General features: G+C 68.2%; 11 protein-coding genes and 1 pseudogene. 3 read left to right on the forward strand and 9 right to left on the reverse strand.

Annotated features, from left to right (window positions below; all coding sequences use genetic code 11):
- From LzC2_RS14645 to LzC2_RS14670, 6 genes and pseudogenes are all read right to left on the reverse strand, one after another.
- Positions 1–249 (reverse strand): annotated as a pseudogene (locus LzC2_RS14645) (hypothetical protein); the annotation flags it as partial.
- Complete coding sequence (locus LzC2_RS14650; protein ID WP_171188295.1) at positions 246–1,403, reverse strand: flagella basal body P-ring formation protein FlgA; 1,158 nt, start codon at positions 1,401–1,403, stop codon at positions 246–248. The pseudogene LzC2_RS14645 and the gene LzC2_RS14650, both read right to left, overlap by 4 nt.
- A gap of 50 nt (positions 1,404–1,453) precedes the next feature.
- The gene (gene flgG, locus LzC2_RS14655) at positions 1,454–2,254 is read right to left on the reverse strand and encodes a flagellar basal-body rod protein FlgG (RefSeq protein WP_171188297.1); all 801 of its coding nucleotides are present in this window, start codon (positions 2,252–2,254) and stop codon (positions 1,454–1,456) included.
- Between the two features lie 120 nt (positions 2,255–2,374).
- Entirely contained in the window at positions 2,375–3,178 is an 804-nt protein-coding gene (locus LzC2_RS14660; RefSeq protein ID WP_171188299.1) for a flagellar hook-basal body protein, read from the reverse strand.
- A gap of 151 nt (positions 3,179–3,329) precedes the next feature.
- Positions 3,330–3,842: a DinB family protein gene (locus LzC2_RS14665; protein WP_171188301.1), complete on the reverse strand. Its 513-nt coding sequence runs from the start codon at positions 3,840–3,842 to the stop codon at positions 3,330–3,332.
- 126 nt (positions 3,843–3,968) lie between these two features.
- On the reverse strand, positions 3,969–7,856 hold the full coding sequence (locus LzC2_RS14670) for a caspase family protein (protein ID WP_171188303.1): 3,888 nt from the start codon (positions 7,854–7,856) through the stop codon (positions 3,969–3,971).
- A gap of 233 nt (positions 7,857–8,089) precedes the next feature.
- Between LzC2_RS14670 and LzC2_RS14675 the strand changes: the two genes are divergently transcribed.
- Positions 8,090–9,406 carry a hypothetical protein gene (locus LzC2_RS14675; protein WP_171188305.1) on the forward strand — a complete coding sequence of 439 codons (1,317 nt, stop codon included), beginning with the start codon at positions 8,090–8,092 and terminating at the stop codon, positions 9,404–9,406.
- Positions 9,407–9,464: 58 nt separating this feature from the next.
- On the opposite strand, the gene LzC2_RS14680 is transcribed toward LzC2_RS14675, so the two are convergent.
- The 3 genes from LzC2_RS14680 to LzC2_RS14690 form a co-directional block, all read right to left on the reverse strand.
- Positions 9,465–11,222 carry a caspase family protein gene (locus tag LzC2_RS14680; RefSeq protein ID WP_171188307.1) on the reverse strand — a complete coding sequence of 586 codons (1,758 nt, stop codon included), beginning with the start codon at positions 11,220–11,222 and terminating at the stop codon, positions 9,465–9,467.
- A gap of 171 nt (positions 11,223–11,393) precedes the next feature.
- Positions 11,394–12,653, reverse strand: a complete 1,260-nt coding sequence (locus LzC2_RS14685) for a hypothetical protein (protein WP_171188309.1) — start codon at positions 12,651–12,653, stop codon at positions 11,394–11,396.
- An 82-nt stretch (positions 12,654–12,735) separates the two neighbouring features.
- Positions 12,736–14,625: a c-type cytochrome domain-containing protein gene (locus LzC2_RS14690; RefSeq protein WP_171188311.1), complete on the reverse strand. Its 1,890-nt coding sequence runs from the start codon at positions 14,623–14,625 to the stop codon at positions 12,736–12,738.
- A gap of 355 nt (positions 14,626–14,980) precedes the next feature.
- Between LzC2_RS14690 and LzC2_RS14695 the strand changes: the two genes are divergently transcribed.
- Both LzC2_RS14695 and LzC2_RS14700 read left to right on the forward strand, forming a co-directional pair.
- Positions 14,981–15,511: a hypothetical protein gene (locus tag LzC2_RS14695; protein ID WP_171188313.1), complete on the forward strand. Its 531-nt coding sequence runs from the start codon at positions 14,981–14,983 to the stop codon at positions 15,509–15,511.
- Between the two features lie 188 nt (positions 15,512–15,699).
- Complete coding sequence (locus tag LzC2_RS14700; protein ID WP_171188315.1) at positions 15,700–17,268, forward strand: sulfatase family protein; 1,569 nt, start codon at positions 15,700–15,702, stop codon at positions 17,266–17,268.
- Positions 17,269–17,336 lie beyond the last annotated feature (68 nt).

A 17,336-nucleotide genomic window follows, 5' to 3' on the forward strand; every position in this document is an offset into this window, starting at 1 on the left:
GACCGGGGCTTGGCCGACCGGGGCTTGGCCGACCGGGGCTTGGCCAACCGGGATCGGCGGGGGCGCCGCGATGCGGTCGGAGGCCGGCGGGAAGTTGGGCGGGACTGAGAAGGGCGATCGCGGGTCGATCACCGTCTGCACCGGCAGCCGGGGGTTCTGGGCGAACGCTGTTTGTCCGCAGACGCGCGGCCCGAAGACGGGGGCGGCGAGCAGCAGCGTCAGCAGGACGCGGAATCGGGCGGCGTTCATCGCGTTCCCCCCTGCGGATCGGCGTACGCGGCGCGGTCGGCGTAGGCGGGCGTCGCGGCGGCGTCGCCCACCAGCACCGCCCGGCGGTTGCCGACGACCCGGGCGTAGATCTGATTGCGGCGGTCGAAGGAGGAGCCCTCGGGATCGGTCAGCGGAATCGTCTGCCCCAGCAATCCGTTGCGGGTCGCCTTCAGATCACGAGAGACGGTGATCCCGCCGACGTGACTTTCGACCCGCACGGTTTGATTGGCCCGCACCAACGGGGTTTGCCGCAGATCGTCCGCGTCCAGCACGCTGCCGGCGGGCAGATCGCGGACGGCTTCGCCCGTCGGCAGTCGCGCGGCGAACCCGACCGGGGGCGCGACGACGGCCGGACGATTCCCGCCGGCCAAGGCGATCGAGGACGGCGGGGCGCTCATCGTGGACGGCACGAACGCGGAGTCCTCGGCTCCCTCCGCCCGCCAAGAGACGTGCTCCGCGGTGATCGGGGCGCCGCGGGGGACCGGCTCGGTCAGCACCGGCACCAGCCGCGGCGGGTCGAGTCGCACGGCGGCGTCCACCGTCGTCACGTTCTCGAGGCGGTCCAGCCAGCGGAGAGTCACCGTCTGTGCGATGTTCGGCGTGGGCGTCAGGCCGGTCAGATCGCAGCCGTCGGGCCTTTGCCGGGCGATCGTCCGGGCGACATCGGGGGCGACGGCGACCTCGATCCGCATCGACGGGGCGCCGGACCGGGTGAGGGCGCGAGAGACCGCGGCGGTGACGAACTTTTCCGCATAGGCGCGATCGCCGGGACTCGCCGCACGACTCGATTCCCGCGCCGCATCGACGGACGGGGTCGAAGTCAGCGTGACGGACTTCGCCCCGGCCAACGTCACGGCGAATCCGCCGGCGGAGGCACGGTCGCGGACCGTCTCGGCGGAGAGCGTCGTGGTGCGGCCCTCCGCGGGGGCGGGAGCGAGCGGCACGGACCGCAAGCGGGTCGCGTTCACGGCGTCCGCGGGGCCGTCGGCGACGACCTTCGCCACGTCGCCGATCCGCACGATCGTGCTGGGGGGAACGGCGCGGCTCTTCAACGTCACCGTCACGCCGGCGGAGGCGGTCGCGGACAGGTATCCCCCGACGCAGAACGCGAGGGCGAGTTTCGTCGCGGTCATCGTACGGTCTCGGCGGGGGAAGAACGGATTCAGGCGGGCGTCGGGGTCGATCAGAACCGCCGCAGGTTGGCGATCTGCTCGAGCATCTTGTCCGCGGCCTGGACGACCTGGGTGTTCAGTTCGAAGTTCCGCTGCGTCTTAATGAGGCCGACCAATTCGCGGACCGGCTCGACGTTGGACTGTTCGAGGTAGTTCTGGCGGAGGATGCCGCGGCCCTCCTCTCCGGGGTTCCCCTCGATCGGTTGGCCGCTGGCGTCGGTGGCGCTGAACAGGTTTTCGCCCTGGTGAATCAGGCCCTGCGGATTGACGAACCGGGCGAGTTGCAGCTGGCCGACCTGCTGCGACTCCGTCTGTCCCTCCTGCAACACGCTGACGACCCCGTCCGGGGAGATGCTGACTTCCACCGTCCCCGGCGGGAGGGTGATGCCCGGCGAGACGCGGCGTCCCTTATCCGCGCTGGCGAGGACCAGTTCGCCGTCCGCATTCTTGGTGAACGCCCCGTCGCGGGTGTAGAAGGTTCCGCCCTCATCCTCGACGATGAAGAAGCCGTCGCCGCCGATCGCCACGTCCAAATCGCCGGCGGTGTCGACCATATTGCCCTGCGTGAAGGTGCGTTCGGTGCTGGCGACCCGGGTGCCGAGGCCGACCTCCACGCCCAGCGGAACGGGGTTGCCGTTGCTGTCCGGGGCGCCGGGCAGCCGCATGTGCTCATAGAAGAGGTCTTCAAAGTTCGCCCGCTCCCGCTTAAAGCCGGTGGTCCCGGCGTTGGCGAGGTTGTTGGCGATCACGTCGAGTTCGAACTCGAACGCGTGCATGCCGGTGCCGGCGGATTGCAGGGCGCGAAGTGACATGCGAAAGCGTGTGCGTTGGGGGGAATCAGTGAACCCGAAGCGAACGCGAGGGAGTCGACAAAAGCTGTTTCTCGCCGGTCGCCCCCCTCGCTTGCGCTTCGGGCTCACGGCGGGCCGCCGTTACGGCCGGGCCGCGGCGAGCAGTCGGCCGAGGGTGTCGTCCTGCAATTTGACGAGGTTCACGTTCGTCTCGAACCCGCGGCTGGCGGCGATCATGGACATGGTCTCCTTGACGCTGTCCACGCCGCTGCCCTCGACGAAGCCCTGCCGGACGTTCGTCTGCCGCGGGTCGGCGGGGACCAGCGAACCGGCGGTCAGCTGACCGTCGCCCAGCTTCACGAGGCTGTTCGGGTCGGTCGGGACGACGACCGCCAGCTTGCCCAGCGCATAGTTGGTGCCGTCGGCGAAGCCGGCGGAGAGGGTTCCGTCCGGCGTCACGCCGATGCGCGCCGTATTCGGCGGGATCGTCAGCGTCTCCCCGCCCGCGCCGAGCACCGGGCGACCGGTCGCGGTGACCAGCGTGCCGTCCTCGCTGCGGGTGAACCGCCCGTCCCGGGTGAGGACCGCCTCGCCGTTCCCCCCTTCGATCTGAAAGAAGCCGGGGCCGGTGAGAGCCACGTCGAGGTCGCTGCCGGTCTCGTTCAACGGGCCCTGAACAAGATCCACCGCGGTCGCGGCGAGGCCGTTGCCCCCCGTCATCCGGGCCATGGCGCTGCCTAGATCGAACGGATTGGTGCCCGGTAGATCGCTCAGCGAGGGCATGCCGCCGAGCGTGTTGTCCGCGTGCGGGCGATAGTGGCCGGCGAGGGCGAGGTCGCGCTTGAAGCCGGCGGTCCCGGCGTTCGCCATGTTGTTGGCGGTGACCTCCAGCTGCCGCTGGTTCGCCGCCGCTCCCTGCGCGGATTGATACAGGCCGTAGAGCACAGCGTTTGCCGGTCGGGGAGTCGGGCGCCCCGGTCGGAGAACGGGGGCGTTCTTCGGTCCCTATCGGCGGGGGCGCGGCGGACTCTTCGGCTCAATCGGCAAAGTCGCCGCAAACGGGGACTCCGCAGGGGAATGACGCCTCGCCCGCGGCTCAGACCGCCGGCAGCCCCACGGCTCGGCGCCAGGCGCTCAGTTGGCCCCAGTGCACCGCATCGTGAGTGGTCAGCAGGTGCGTCAGCATGTCCCCGTAGGTGGGGAAGCGAACGGCGAGGCGTTCGATCGGCAGCGGTTTGGCCAGCATCTCCGGCGTGAGATGGGCGCTGGCGGCGAGGTAGCGGGCGTGCGTGTCCTTCACCGCCGCCCGCAGTTCGTCGCCGGACGGGGGAGAGAAATCGTCCGCGTACACCAGCGGTCGACTACCGATCCCGAAGTTCTCCCGCCAGCCGGGCAGATCGACCGCGGGGGCGTCGATCCCCAGTCCGTCCAAAAGCGAGAGAGCGAAGTTCCCCACGACCGCGACGTGCCCCAGCAGCCAGACCGGCGGGTTCATCCCCGGTTGCGGTTGCTCCGCGAGGCGATCTTCGGGGATGTCCGCGGCGAGATTCTCCCCGTAGCCGGTGTGCACCTCGTAACAACGGCGGGCGTACTGGAGCGGGTCGGACATCGGGGCGCTTTCAGCGAATGGCGTCTCAGAATAGCAGTCGACGCCGGCCCGCTTCGACTGACCAGCGGCCCCGTCTCACCAGTAGCCCCGTCTCACCAGTAGCCCCGTCTCACCAGTAGCCCCGTCTCACCAGCGACTGAGGATGATGCGGGTCGAGTCGACGCCGGACATGTCGTAGAAGACCGGTACCTGCCGGCCGGTCGCGGAGCCGACGTTTTGCCGGTCGTACAACGCCGGCACCATGCTGATGACGTACCGACGGACGTCCTCCAAAGAGATCTCGTCGCCGGCCTGAAGACGCATTTTGAATTTCTCCAGCGTGGGCAACCCCGCCGGCGGACTCGCGGCGCTGCCGTCCAGCACCGAGGCCAACGCCCAAGTGAACAACCCGTTCTGAATCTCGCCGGCGCCCTCGTACGAGAACGCCTTCCCGGAAGAGGAACAGAGCACCGCGATGCCGGTCTTCGCCCCGGCCGTTCCCGCGAGGGAGTTCAGGTCCAGCGAGGCGGAGGACAGCAACGCCCCGCTGTGGCAGGCATCGATGAACATGACGACCTGGCACGCCTTCTGCTGCACGTCGACTGCCCGCGATAACAGTTCGCTCCCCGGCAGTACGTTGTTGGAGAAGTCGTCGTTCGACGCCCCGGCGAGCATCAAATAGAACTCCTCCGGGTCGTCCGCGGCGGCCCGCATGCCGTGGCCGGAGAACAGAAACAGCACGGTGTCCCCCCGCCGCACCGCCCCGGCGACGCGCGTCCATGCTTTGCTCATCCCGTCCGGCGTGGCGTCGGCCAGCAACGCCACGTCGACGCGGCCGTACCGCTGGCCCTCCGCCAGCGCCTTCTGGCCGGTGTCGAGGTAGAACCGGGCGACGCGCTCCGCGTCGTCGACCGCCAGCGATAAGGACCCCAACGTCGGGTGGTACTGCTCCACGCCGGCGGCGATCACCCACAGGGTGGGGTACTCCACGGGCGCCACCTTCTCCGCTCGCACGGTGATTCCCCGCTCCGTCAGCGGGATCAAGGCGACGCCGGACTCCACCTCCACGACGATCCGGTTCTCGCCCGGCGCCAACCGCAACGTCGCGGTGCACAGGCCGGCAGCCCCGTCCGCGTCCGGGACGAACTCCGTCGAGACCGAGCCGTAGCGGCCGTTCACGCGGAACCGCACCGTGGCGATCGGCTGCTTGTTCCGCGCTCGCACCCGCACTTTGACCGGCAGATCAAGATCGTTGACGACCTTCGGCGCCGCCCCGCCCCCGGCGGCGACCGTCGGCGCCAGCCATTCCAAACCAAAGTCCGCCGAAGGAACGACCGCCTCGATCGGCAGTTGCCGCCGCACGAAGAACTCTTCGTAGCCCCGCCGATCGTCGTCCGTCTCCGCCCTCAACAGGAACCGTTTGTCGGACTCGTTTCTCGGAAACGGCAGCGTTCGCTCGATCTTGACCGTCGGCCGGGCGGCGTCGAGAGACTCCTCAGCCACGACGGTGCGCGTCTCGTCCTGCACGGACCAGTTCTCCACCCCGCCCCCCTCCGGATCGGTGATCTCGGCGACCAGCGGGACGACCGGGTCGGCCCCGCCGACGGTCAGTTCGCGAACCATATTGATCCGCGGGCGCCGCGTTCGGATCGGCGGCGGATCGACCGGATCGACGACCTCGGGCTGCACCACCTCAGACTGAACGGCCTCCGGTTGCGGCGGGGCGGGTTCGACAGCGTCCATTTGCAGTTGCACCACCTCCTCGGTGGCCCGCACGGCGTCCAGCCAGTTGCCGGCCTCCAGCAATCCGGCGACGGCCTTCGGTCGCAGAAAGCGTTCCGCCAGTGAGGCGAACGGCAGGAACGAGGGGATCGAGCCGGTCCGTCGATTCTCCTGCCAGCCGATGTTGTTCGCCCCGCTGCCGGCGTACATGAAGTAGCCGTCCGGGTGATACGCGACCCAGCCGTCCGCGGGATTGCGATCGACCGTCAGCGTGAGCGTCGGCATGAACACCGGCCGGGCCACCCGCGTGGACGACGGCAACGGCTCGCCGCCGCGCTCGAAGCGCCAGTTCATCTGCTCGTGCCAGGGGACGTTCGCAGTGCCGGCCTGAACCTCAATGAACGAACGGAACTGCCCCGCCCCCTCCCGGACCGACGCGACGACGGACAACCGGTCCGTCGCCCGAATGCCCTTCCGATGCAGATAGGCGTTCTCCGCCAAGGACGTCACCCGCACGCCGTCTTCGCCCGGCACCCGTTCCAGTTCCATCCCCCACAGACGTTTGATCGCCGCGTCCGCATCCCCGGCCGGCGCCCCGGGGTCGGGTAGTTCTTCGAGAGACCAATACCGCACGGTGCCGTCGTCGGAGACGGATGCGAGGTATCGCCCGTCCGCCGAGAGCGCCACGTCGTTGACCTGGTCCTGGTGCCCCCAGAACGTCCGCAGCAATCGCCCCGAACCGTCGGCGGCGTGGACGAACAGCACGCCGGTCGAGGTGCCCACGGCGATCGCCGGCGCCGTCCGACCGCGGGCGGGCGGAACCAGCCGGAAACAGGTGAGTTCCCCCGCATAGCGATCGAGCGGCAACGCCTCGGCGAGGGCTTGCCCCGGACGAGCGGCGGCCGGCGGGGTGGCCACCTGGTCGAGCGTCTGTTGCTCCGGGGAGAAGCGGAACGACGACGACGGCGTGCCGCGGGCGCCGGCGGTCCGTGCGATCACGGCGTAGGGCGCCGTCGGGTCGGCCTTCGGATCGAACGCCACGTGATCCAGCCGTGCCCCGCCGGTCAGGGTGCGGGTCTCGGCACGACGGTTCACGTTCCACAGGGCGATGTCCGTCCCCTGCGAAAACGCCAACGTCCCGCCGTCCGGCGAGAGTGCGCAGCAGGACGCGGGCAGCAGCGAACCGATCACTTTCCCCACATCCAGCCCCACGCGGCGGGTCGGTACGTCCCAGACCAGCGCGGCGCCGGCAGTCTGATCGAAGGTTTCCCCCGCCGCGGCGAGGCGTTCGCCGTCCTTGGAGAAGGCCAGCGAGAACAGCGCGAATCCGGGCGGGGCCGGCAGTTCGGCGGGCGTCCAGGCGGCGCCGATTCGCGTCCAAACCTGGGCCCGCGGTCGACCGGCGGCATCGACATAGGCCGCGGCGAAGCGATCGCCGGCGGGAGCAGAGGCCAGCGCCGTCACCTCGAAGGCGCCGCCCGGCAGCGCGATCTCGGTCGCCGCCGGACCCGCCGCGGCGTCGCCGGCGGCGTTCAACAACGACAGCCGCCAAGCGTTGGCCGCGGGGCCGGGGGCGGGCACGACGACCTGCGTCTCCCCCACGAACGCCGCCGACCAGCGGATCAGTCGCTGCGGCAACGAGGGCCGCAGTTCCCGAGCCGGGCCGAACGGGGCGTGCGAGCGGACAAGGACGCGGCCGGCGTCGTCAATCGAAGCGCTCCGGCCCCCGGACGGCGAAACGGCGAGGGCATGCACGACGGCCCGATGCCCGAGCGCCGCGGCGCCGTTCGGGCCGGACGGTTCGTAGTGCAGCGGCTGCTCCTCGATTCCGTTCAGATCGACCCACTGCAAATCGCCGATACGGTCCGTGCCGCCGTACCCGCCGATCATCACGGCCGTCGTGCCGTCTGGCCGGTCGAAGGCGCGCACGGCTCGCACGGCTCCGAACAGGCCTTCCTCCGCGAGCCACCGGTGCGTGGCCACGGCCTTGCCGGTTTTCCAGTCCCAAACGAGCGTCCGTTTGTCGTGCCCGCCGCTGCACAACCGGCGGCCGTCCGGCGTGAAGTTCAGCGCCTGCACGCTGGCGGCGTGCCCCTGGCGCCCGCTGGCGACGAACAACTGCCGAGGTTCGTTCGCCGCATCGCCCGGCGGATCGGCAGCGGCATCCCCCGGCGCCGTGACGACTTGGGGCGCGGAGACCGCGATGCCCTGAGCGAATGCAGAAGCCTCCAAACCTGCCAACAGACTCAACGACAGGACCGTGACGACCGACAGAACCGTTCGCGGCGTCGTCCCGCTCGGCCGTGTGGACATTGAACGATCGTGATTGAAGTCGAGAGATAGGACCGAACGGTCCCGGCGACGCCCGCTCGCTACTAAGGACACTTCGCCGCCGCAGCGATTCTATCGAGAAAAGGCGCCTTGCGGGAGATGCGAGGTGCGCAGGTCTCATGAGCGCAAGCTGATTCTCCGATAGCAACGATGCGGCCGGGGTCAGCCTTGTCCGCCTCCGCGCTCTCCCCTTCAGTTCTGGTCAAGGAGGACCAATGCTGCCCCCCCTCAATCGTCACGCAAGCCGCCTGCGGCGGGCCGCGGCATTCGGCGTCGTCGCCTGCGGCATCGCCACGCCCGCGCTCGCCCAGCAGTACTGCCCGCCGGCGCCCTGCCCGCCGGCCTATAACCCCTGCCCGCCGGGCGTGATCTACCCGGTCACCCCGGCTCCGCCGGGCCAGGCGACCATGACGCCTGACGCTCCGGCGCCCGCGCCGGCCCCGGGCAACGTGGTCGATCCCGTCTCCCCGCAGCCGCCGTCGAACCTGCTGCCGGAAACGTTCAATCCGAACGCTCAGCCGGCCCAGCAGAACTTCGCCGCGGCGAGCAACCCGCTGGCCGGGCGCTCCGGTCTGGCCGCGGCCGGCGGCGGCGTCGGCGACCCCGGCTATATCGACCCGGCCGTCGTCGCCAGCCGCTTCCGCCTCCGCTACAGCGGCGCCCACGACGGCGACAGCGACCGCGGCGAGTTCCTGTACGGCGCCTACGATACCCCCGCCCTGCAGGCCACGCTGCCCCCGGGCACGCCCGGTCAGTTCTTCGGCGTGGGCAACCCCAACAACGTCGCAGCGACGGCGGGGCAGACCGTCGCCGGTCCGCCCGGACCGGTCCGCCCGGTCATTGACGGCTTCGATTACAGGGAGATTTCCGCCTACCTCGAACTGGAAGTCGTCGACGGCGTCTCCGGCTTCATCGAAGTGCCGTGGCGGGACGTCAGCGGCTACGACCAGTTCCGCGATCAGGGCTTTGAGGACGACGGCCTGGCCGATATCAACGCCGGCGTTCGTGTGTCGCTGTACGACGACTGCGACTCCGCCCTCACCTTCCAGATGTTGGTCCAAACCAACACCGGCGACCCGGACTTCGGTTTGGGCAACGGCGTTCTATTCGTCGTGCCCGGCCTGATGTTCCAGCAGTCGTTGACCGACGACCTGCACCTGTTCGGCGAAGCTCAGTACTACGTCGACGCCGGCAACGGCACCGAGTTCAACGGCGTGGATTACACCAGCGACGTGCTCCGCTTCGGCCTCGGCGCCGCCCTGGACCTGGTCGAAACCCGGACCAGCAACCTGCAGTTGCTCAACGAGTTCGTCGGCTGGACCTTCCACGACGGTCTGCAGTCGGAGTTCAACGAGAACACCCGGCAGTTCAACATCGTCAGCGCCGACGGCGAAACGATCGTGAACTACAAAGTCGGCCTGCGTCAGACCTTCGGACGGCAGAGCATCTACGCCGGATACGGCGTCGCCCTGACCGACGACGTGCTGTACGACGACATCATCCGGCTGGAATACTCCGTCCTGCTGGACTAAACAGCCTCGGCATGCGAAGGGTCGAATTCGCGTACGAGCGCCGCGCCGCGGCGACGGATCAATCCGTCGCCGCGGCGTTCTGCGTCCCGGGCAACGAGAACGTCACGCGGACCGGCGGGAACGCCCCGTCGGTTCGGGCGACGACCAGCGCCAGACGGCGGTCCGTGGCACCGAACCGATCGCGGTACTCGCGTTGCATCGAGACGGCGTCCTCGTTTCGCAAAGCCGTCGCCGCTAACGAGTCGGCCAATTGACGTCGCGTCGCCGGATCGGCGACCTCGCGATATTCAAAGAGCGTTTGCTTCAACTCCCGTAGGTCGTCCTGATCCTCCGGGGTCGGCTGCTCCGGCGCCGGGACGCTCTCCGCGGCGCCGGGGATCCGCATCAGACGAGCCGCATTCAGCGCCGGCAATAAATAGGGCGAACCGAGCACGCGGATCCGACGGGCCTCCGGGCGAACCGGCAGCAGAATGTCGACCGGAACCCCGGCCCGAGCCGGCGCGCCGGTCCGCGGCCAGGCGGAGAGGCGTCGCGGCGAGGCATCGCCCCCCGCCTCCGATACGCCCTCTTCCAAGACGTATAGATAGAGATCGCTCCGCGGGGTGATAGTCAGTTGCGGCAGCGCCCGCTCCGGCAGCGGCTCGGACAGATCCACCGCGGCGCCGGTGCGGAGGTTGCGGACCTCCCATTCCAACGCCTCGAACCCGTGGTCGGATCGAGCGTCGCCCAAGCCGAACAGTTCCTCCCGCACGACGAAATCCTCACGTTGAAGATTGCCGTTGAGAACGACGGGCGTCTGCCCGTACTGATACAGGCGATCTGAGTCCTCCAGCGATGCGCACAGCGCTCGCCAAGTCATCTGCGGTCCGCGGAAAGCGTCCAATACTTCCTCGGTGAAAAGACTGGCGCCGCCGTCGATCGGGGCGGCGGCGGTCTCGTGGGCGCCGGCCGCGGCGAAAAACAGCAGCGTGCACCCCAGGTCGAACTCCGGCCGCGTCCCCTTCGCCAGCGGCTGATTTGCCTGCGGCCGGTCCGCCTGCGATTGATCGCCCTGCGGGTCATCTCCGGAGCCGGACGCCCCACGCAGTTCCACGGCGCGACCGTAGCGCCGGTCCTGGTCCGTCGATGCGTCAGCGCCCTTCGCAGCGCCGCCGATCGCTCCCGGGACTTCGAGGAATCCTCCCATCGCCATCGACGGTCCTGGCTCCGCGCTTTCCGGATCGCCCGCTCCCCTCGAGAGGCCGCCGGCGTGGCAGGCTTCGACGACCACGACCAACTCGTCACAGCGGCCGGACAAGCCGCAGATGCGAGCGTAGAACTCGTCATCCCGAACGATATCGCCTTCGGGATATGCCCCCGGCGAGCGCCTCCCCGAGGGAATCGGCGCCGCGGGGATCATCACGAACACCTCGTCCACCTCATCGCCGGAGAGCGGGCGATGCGGGCCGACTTGGCGGCTTTCGTCGCCGTCGTCGTCCGCCCGGGTCGAACCGTGGCCGCTGAAGTAGATAAAGATCTGCTTCGCCCGCGGACCGTCGGCGGGGATCGCGGCGTTTAGTTCATCCAGCCGGCGGAGGAACTCCGTCCGGTCGACGTCCTCCGCGGCGTGGATCTCGTCCGGCCGATAGCCCGCGGCCTCCCTCAGCCAGTTCTGAACGACCCGCACGTTTGTCCGCGAGGCCGGCAATTCGGCCCCCGGATAGTTCGCGTTGCCGATCACCAATGCGTATCGCAGGGAGGCGTCGTTCGCCCCGTCGTCCGCGGAGCAAGTCGTCGCTGTCATGCCGGCCAGCAGCGCCGCGGCGGCGATGGTCAACAGCCTCGATCGAAAGCGGGCACGGCGGCTCGCGGGCGGAATGCGGCGAGTCATCGAATGTCCCTCCGGTTCCATGCGGTCGGACGGTTTGCGGGAGCGTTCAAGGAGAGTGTCCCGTCGCGCTCCCGCGTAGGCCAATTGGTTCCGGCGGTCGGCGAGAGACGGCATCGATCACCGGGCCGGCGGCGGGGGCAGGTCGGTCGGCAGCGACAGCGTCCGCGGGTAGCGGACCCCCACGACGCCCACCGAGGCGCCCTTTTTCCGCTTCACTTCGCCGTAGGGCGTGTCCCGCGGGGCGCCGGCGGCCGTGCCGACCAGCAGATCCTCCCCGGCCTCCTCCAACGCCGGCGCCGCGTAGAAGAAGTGAGCGGAGATAATTCCCAATTGTTCCGCCGTCTTGCCGCCCTCGCCGAGCACGCCGGCGATGCGACTGTCGGCGTAATGGCCGATCGTGAAGGCGTGGCTGGTGGAATCTTTGTGATACCACCCCTTGATGATCGCCGTGCCGGGATGCACGAACATGCAGGGGGCGTTCTTAAAGCGCGGCTCCTCGGAAAAGTCGAACACGTGTAAGCCGTCGATCGTCAGGCGGACGGCGACCACGTCGTTCGACCGATTATAAACACGAATCGCATAAACGTCCTGAATACCGAGGTCGACCGAGGGAAACGCGGCCCCCCCTTTGGCGCCGGCTTCGGGCAGCGTGATGTCGGTCGGCAGCAGTTCTCCCTGATGGTCAGTCAGAATTTCGATGCCGTAGACGCCTTCCGCTTCGGTGAGAAAAACGCTCTCGGCGCCGGCCAGCCCCTTCATGCGGTGGATCGTCGGGGTTTCGCCCCCCGGGTCGTAAATCTTCTTCACGGCCTCCTTGACGGCCTCTTCCGCCTGCGTGCGGCCGACCGGATTGACCGGGCCCTGTTGCTCGGCAGGTTTCTCCTCTTTGGTCAGATCGACGTTCGGCAGCGGGACGGTGTCGACCACGTCCTCCACTTGAGCGGTGCCGAACAGTTCGTCGCCGAAGGCGGAATCGGTGATGTTCGTCAGTCGGCGATTCTTCAGGTCGCGGAGTTCCAGTTCGAGGAATACGATCTGTTTGCCCCCCTGCACGTCGGTCCCGACCACGCCCCCCAGCTTCAGCGTCCCGGTGTCGGAGAGCAGCACCTGGCCCTCTTCCAGCTTCGTCCGCAGGGCGTTGGGGATGCCGGCGGTGGGGCCGGCGAGCCCTTCGAAGGCGTCGATCTTCAACGGCTGCCCGGCGTACCGCGGATCTTTCAACGTCAGCTGGACCGCCCGGGCGACCCGCACCAGACACTGATCGAGCGTCGGGCTGAGTTCCGCCGAGGCCCGCGGCGGCGACATGCCGAGCGCCAGTCCGACGACGAGCGTCGCCGCGACCGCGGCCGGTCGGGGGAATCGCGAGAGTCCGTTCATGGTGGCGCCTCGATCGGCGTGCGGTGGGGGAGAACAAGCGGAGGGGCGGGGGCGGTTCGGCATCTCAGTCGGCTCGGTCGGCTCAGTCGGCGATCGGGGGGATCTTGACGCCGGTGCCGCGGTTCAATTCTCGAAGCGACTCGTGGAAGAGGTTCTCGGACCCCTGCGTCCACAGCGACCGCGGGATGCGGCCCTCAGGATCGAGAAACGGCGCCAGACCGTCCTGCAACAGTTCGGGATGCACGCGCGGGTCGAATTCCGAAGCCGCGGCGAATCCCAGTTCAAATGCGGCGCTCTCCTGAAGCATCGGATCGTCATACAACGCGACGAGCGACGAGATCGGCTCCGGATAGGCGTTGAGGTCGATCTCGTCCGCGTCCGGCCCGACTTCGGAATCGACGAGGTAAGGCCCGCACAGGCGGGTCGCGGCGTTGATAAACGCTCGCCGGTCCGCGGCGACGCGGTCGTCGATCGTCTTCTGGGGGGCGTACAGCGCCTCGACCTTCCCCCGAACCGCGTCGGCGACGGGCAGTTGGAAGCCGCGACGAACGGTGTCCCGGTAGGAGATCAGCCCCAGTTTGTGACAGGACATACAGGAGATGCCGTTGACCACCACCGGCGTTCCCGACGCCGCCCGCGGATCGAACACCAGTTCGATCGGGGCTTCGTCGATGCGCTCGCCGGCGGCGTTCTCGATGAAGTAGGCCTGCAAGCCGTTCGGCAGTTGGAAGATCGCCTCGCCGCCGGCGTGCTCAAAGGCGAAGTCGGCCATCGTCGGCGAGTTCTTCGTCATCTCCGGCGGACCGAGGGGGAAACGAGTCGCCACCCGTTTGCCGAACGTGCCGTTGAACTCCGCGGTTTGATAATAATATCCGGTGCCGGAGGGGTGCCGATCGACGACGCGGTTGTGTCGAGAGACGCCGCTGTCTCCGAAGGCGGACCGCAGCATATTACCTTTATCGAAATCTTCCTGACGGCGGACGTTCAACTCCTGATGCAGGGCCGCGGTCGTCTCGGGCAGATCCAACAGATGGTGATACAGCGGCGGCCGGGAGGCGACGGAGGCGAACCAGTCGATCCGCACGTAAGGAATTCCCATGAAGGCCCGCCCGCTGAGGCGATCGATCTTCGACTGCAACAAGGACAGCGCCGAATCGGTCCAGCGCACGCCGTAGGGATATTCGCCCAGGATGCGGCGCCAATCCTGCGCATCCCAGCCGACTTTGCGGAGATCGACGCGGAACAAAGTCCCGGACCGCGGCGCGTCTGCGGGGGCGTCGATCATCGGCGGGTCGTACAGGTCCCCGCGGCGGCTGAGGCTGTTAATCAGCTTGACGAAGCCCGCCCGGTACAGCCGCACCTCCGCATCCGTGTACTTCGGGTTGTTGTGCAGGTGAGCGAGCGAGAAATAGCGGACGTAATCCACCTCGTCCGCCCGCAACCCGGCGAGGTCGTTGAGAATCGCCGTCAGCGTCAGCGTCTCGGAGACGAACGGCCGCGGCGTAACCGCCGCGGGCGCCCCCGCGGCGATCCACGTTTCCAGCAACGCGATCTCGTCTTCGGAGAGGCGCGCGTCGTCGTCGACGTATTCCGGCGGCATCAATTCCGCTCCGTCGATTCCGCGGACCCGCTGATACATCAGCGATCCGACCGCGTCGCCCGGCTTGAGATACGGGTCGGCCCGCTGATCGCTGGGTTTCTGGTGCAACATGCTCTCGCGACTGAGCACGTTGAAGTTCGGATTGCCGGACCCGCCGCTCCGCCCGTGACACTGATAGCAGTGGTCCTTCAAGATCTCTTTGGCGGCGCGAGCCAATTCCTGGTCGCCCTCCGCGGATGATGCGGCCGGGGCGCCGAACCCCCCCGCGAACGACAGAACCACGGCGACGCCGACGGCCCGGGCGAAGCCCCGCGGTCGAACGGAGCCAGTCGCGGAGAGCGCCGGGAGAACCGGCAGTGCGGGGACGATCATCGGTCTGGAACCCCGGAGGAGCGGGCGGACTTCTGCGAGAACACGCAGCGTGAGGAGGCGCCGAGCGCCGTCGACGACCATGCCTCGATGCCGGGTCCGTCCTGGCTCCGCGCCTGGAAAATCGTTTGCCGACGTTCGCCCATCGCGAACCACAACAGATTTGATCCTACCGGGGGGCTACCCCAGAAGCCATCCGCCATTCTGACGTTGACGGGGACTAAAAGGTCCGCCGATAGCAGGTTGACACTGCCCGACGGCCGTCGTGGGATGCGTGCGGGGAACATCACCGAGAATGGATTCGACGGGACTCCCCCTCGACTTTCCCCTCACCCCCCTCTCACGGAATTCCCCTCCGATGACCGTTCCCCGCTCCTCGCTGTTCGTGGGCCTGACGGCCGCGGCGGCGGCCGGCCTCGTCGCCCTGCCCGGGTCGTTCGACGCCGCCGCTCAAGCCGACGCCGCGTCGTTCAACGCCCCCGCCGCCAACGTCAACGCCGCCCGCCGGCAGTACTACTCGAACTGGCACTACTCCGGCCCGTCGCGATACCACTACCGCGTCTACCACTACAAGCCCACGCCGACCTACACGACCTACCATCGCCGCTACGTCGTCTACTACCCCCAGCGGCCGCGGTACGTCTACTACTACAACCCGTACCGCAACGTGTACCTCGGCCGGTTCGATCTGGAGGCCGAGGGCGAGAAGAAGTACTCCAAGCTGGAAGCCAAGGACCAGAAGGGCAACCTGGACGAGATCCCGGAGAAAGCGTTCCCGGCGCTCGATCAGATGCCGGTGATCCCGGATGCCGAGGACGGCGAGCGGATGGCGCCCCTCCCCGAGGGGTTGCCTGACGACGAAGGCGAAGGCGGCGGTGACGAGGACTGATTCCGCATCCCATCGACTTCTACTCTTCGACGCGTGCCGGCCCTGCGCCGGGACGCGTCGTTTCAGTTCCGCTTCATTTCCCCTGCGGACCCCTCGGCTCGAACGGGAGCACGCCGCGCGGCGAGTTGTCGGGAACGCTACGGTAGGGCGTCTCGCCCGAACCCCGTTCGCTTTGCGCCGCTGCTCCTATGAAACCGTCGCTCGCCGCCCCTTTCGGTCTGCTGGTCGCAGGCCTGTTCGTCGCCGCCGCCCCGGCCGCGTTCGCCGCCCCCGTCGCGGAGGAATCGACCGCTGCGGAGCGGCCGAACATCCTGTGGATCACCATCGAGGACTGGAGCGCGGACCTCTCCTGCTACGGCACGAAAGGGATTCACACGCCCCACGTCGACGCCCTCGCCGAACAGGGCGCCCGATACACCCGAGCCTTCACCACGGCGCCGGTTTGCTCCGCGTCGCGGTCCGCGATGATGACTGGGTTTCATCAAAACTACATCCGCGCTCATCAACACCGCACGGACGACAAGAAGCCCCTGCCGCACGGCATCCGGCCGATCCCGCACCTGATGAAGGACGCCGGTTATTTCACCTGCCTGATGAGCGGCAAGACGGACGTCAATTTCGAACCGTCGTCCCGCAAGGAACTTTTTGAGGGGACCGACTGGAAGCAACGCGCCGAGGGCCAGCCGTTCTTCGCCCGCATCACGTTCGCCGGCACCCATCGTCTCTGGCACCGCGACCCGCAGCGCCCGATCGACGGCGCCGACGTCGAACTCCCCCCCTATTACGCCGACACCCCCTTTATTCGCCGGGACTTCGCGAACGGGCTGGAGCAGATGCAGCTCGTCGATCGGCAGGTCGGCCAGTTATTAAAGCGACTGGAGGACGAAGGGCTGGCGGAGAACACGTTGGTCTTCTTCATCGCCGACCACGGCCGCTGCCACATCCGCGGCAAGCAGTTTTTATATGACGAAGGAATCCGCGTCCCGCTGATCGTCCGCTGGCCGGGGCACGTCGAACCCGGCACGGTGAACGACGACCTCGTCATGGCGATCGACCTGCCGGCCACGGCCCTGGACGTGGCCGGGGCGACCTCCCCCGTTCCGCTGCACGGGGCAAGCCTGTTCAGCCCGGCAATCGCGGAGCGAGAGTACGCGTTCGCCGTCCGCGACAAGATGGACATCACCCACGACGCGATGCGGGCGATTCGCTCCAAGGATCACAAGCTGATTCTGAACCTCATGCCGGAACGGGCCTACTGCCAGTTCAGCTTCTATAAAGAGAGCGCCTACCCGGGGCTGGCGGAGATGAACATCTTGAACCTGAACGGCGAACTCACCCCGGAGCAAGCCGCGTTCATGGCGCCGAGCAAGCCGGAGGTCGAATTATTCGATCTGAAGAACGACCCGCACGAGGTGCGTAACGTCGCCGACGATCCGGCGTACGCCGAGGTGAAAGCGGAGCTGCTTTCCGAACTGCAACGATGGCGGGACGAGGTGATCGACGACCAAGGCGTCTCGGACGACTTCCGCGGTCTCGGCGTCTATCCGGACGAATGCCCGACGCCGACGGTCGGCGAGTGGTGCGAGGAGCACGGCAAGGACTACGACATGCTCCGGTACGGCGCCCCGGCGTGGTATCCGACCCGCACGCTCGCGGAGTGGGAAACGGTCCGCGAGATGTGGGAGCCGTGGGTCTTCCGCGAGCCGACCTCCAAGATGAAGCGGCCGACGATCCCGCACACGAAGAAGACGTATTGAAGCGTCGGCGTGAAACTCAAGGCCTTCTCCCCTCGCCCCCTTTTGGGGGAGAGGGGTCGGGGGTGAGG

The organism is Alienimonas chondri, from assembly GCF_013036045.1.
Taxonomy (GTDB): Bacteria; Planctomycetota; Planctomycetia; order Planctomycetales; family Planctomycetaceae; genus Alienimonas; species Alienimonas chondri.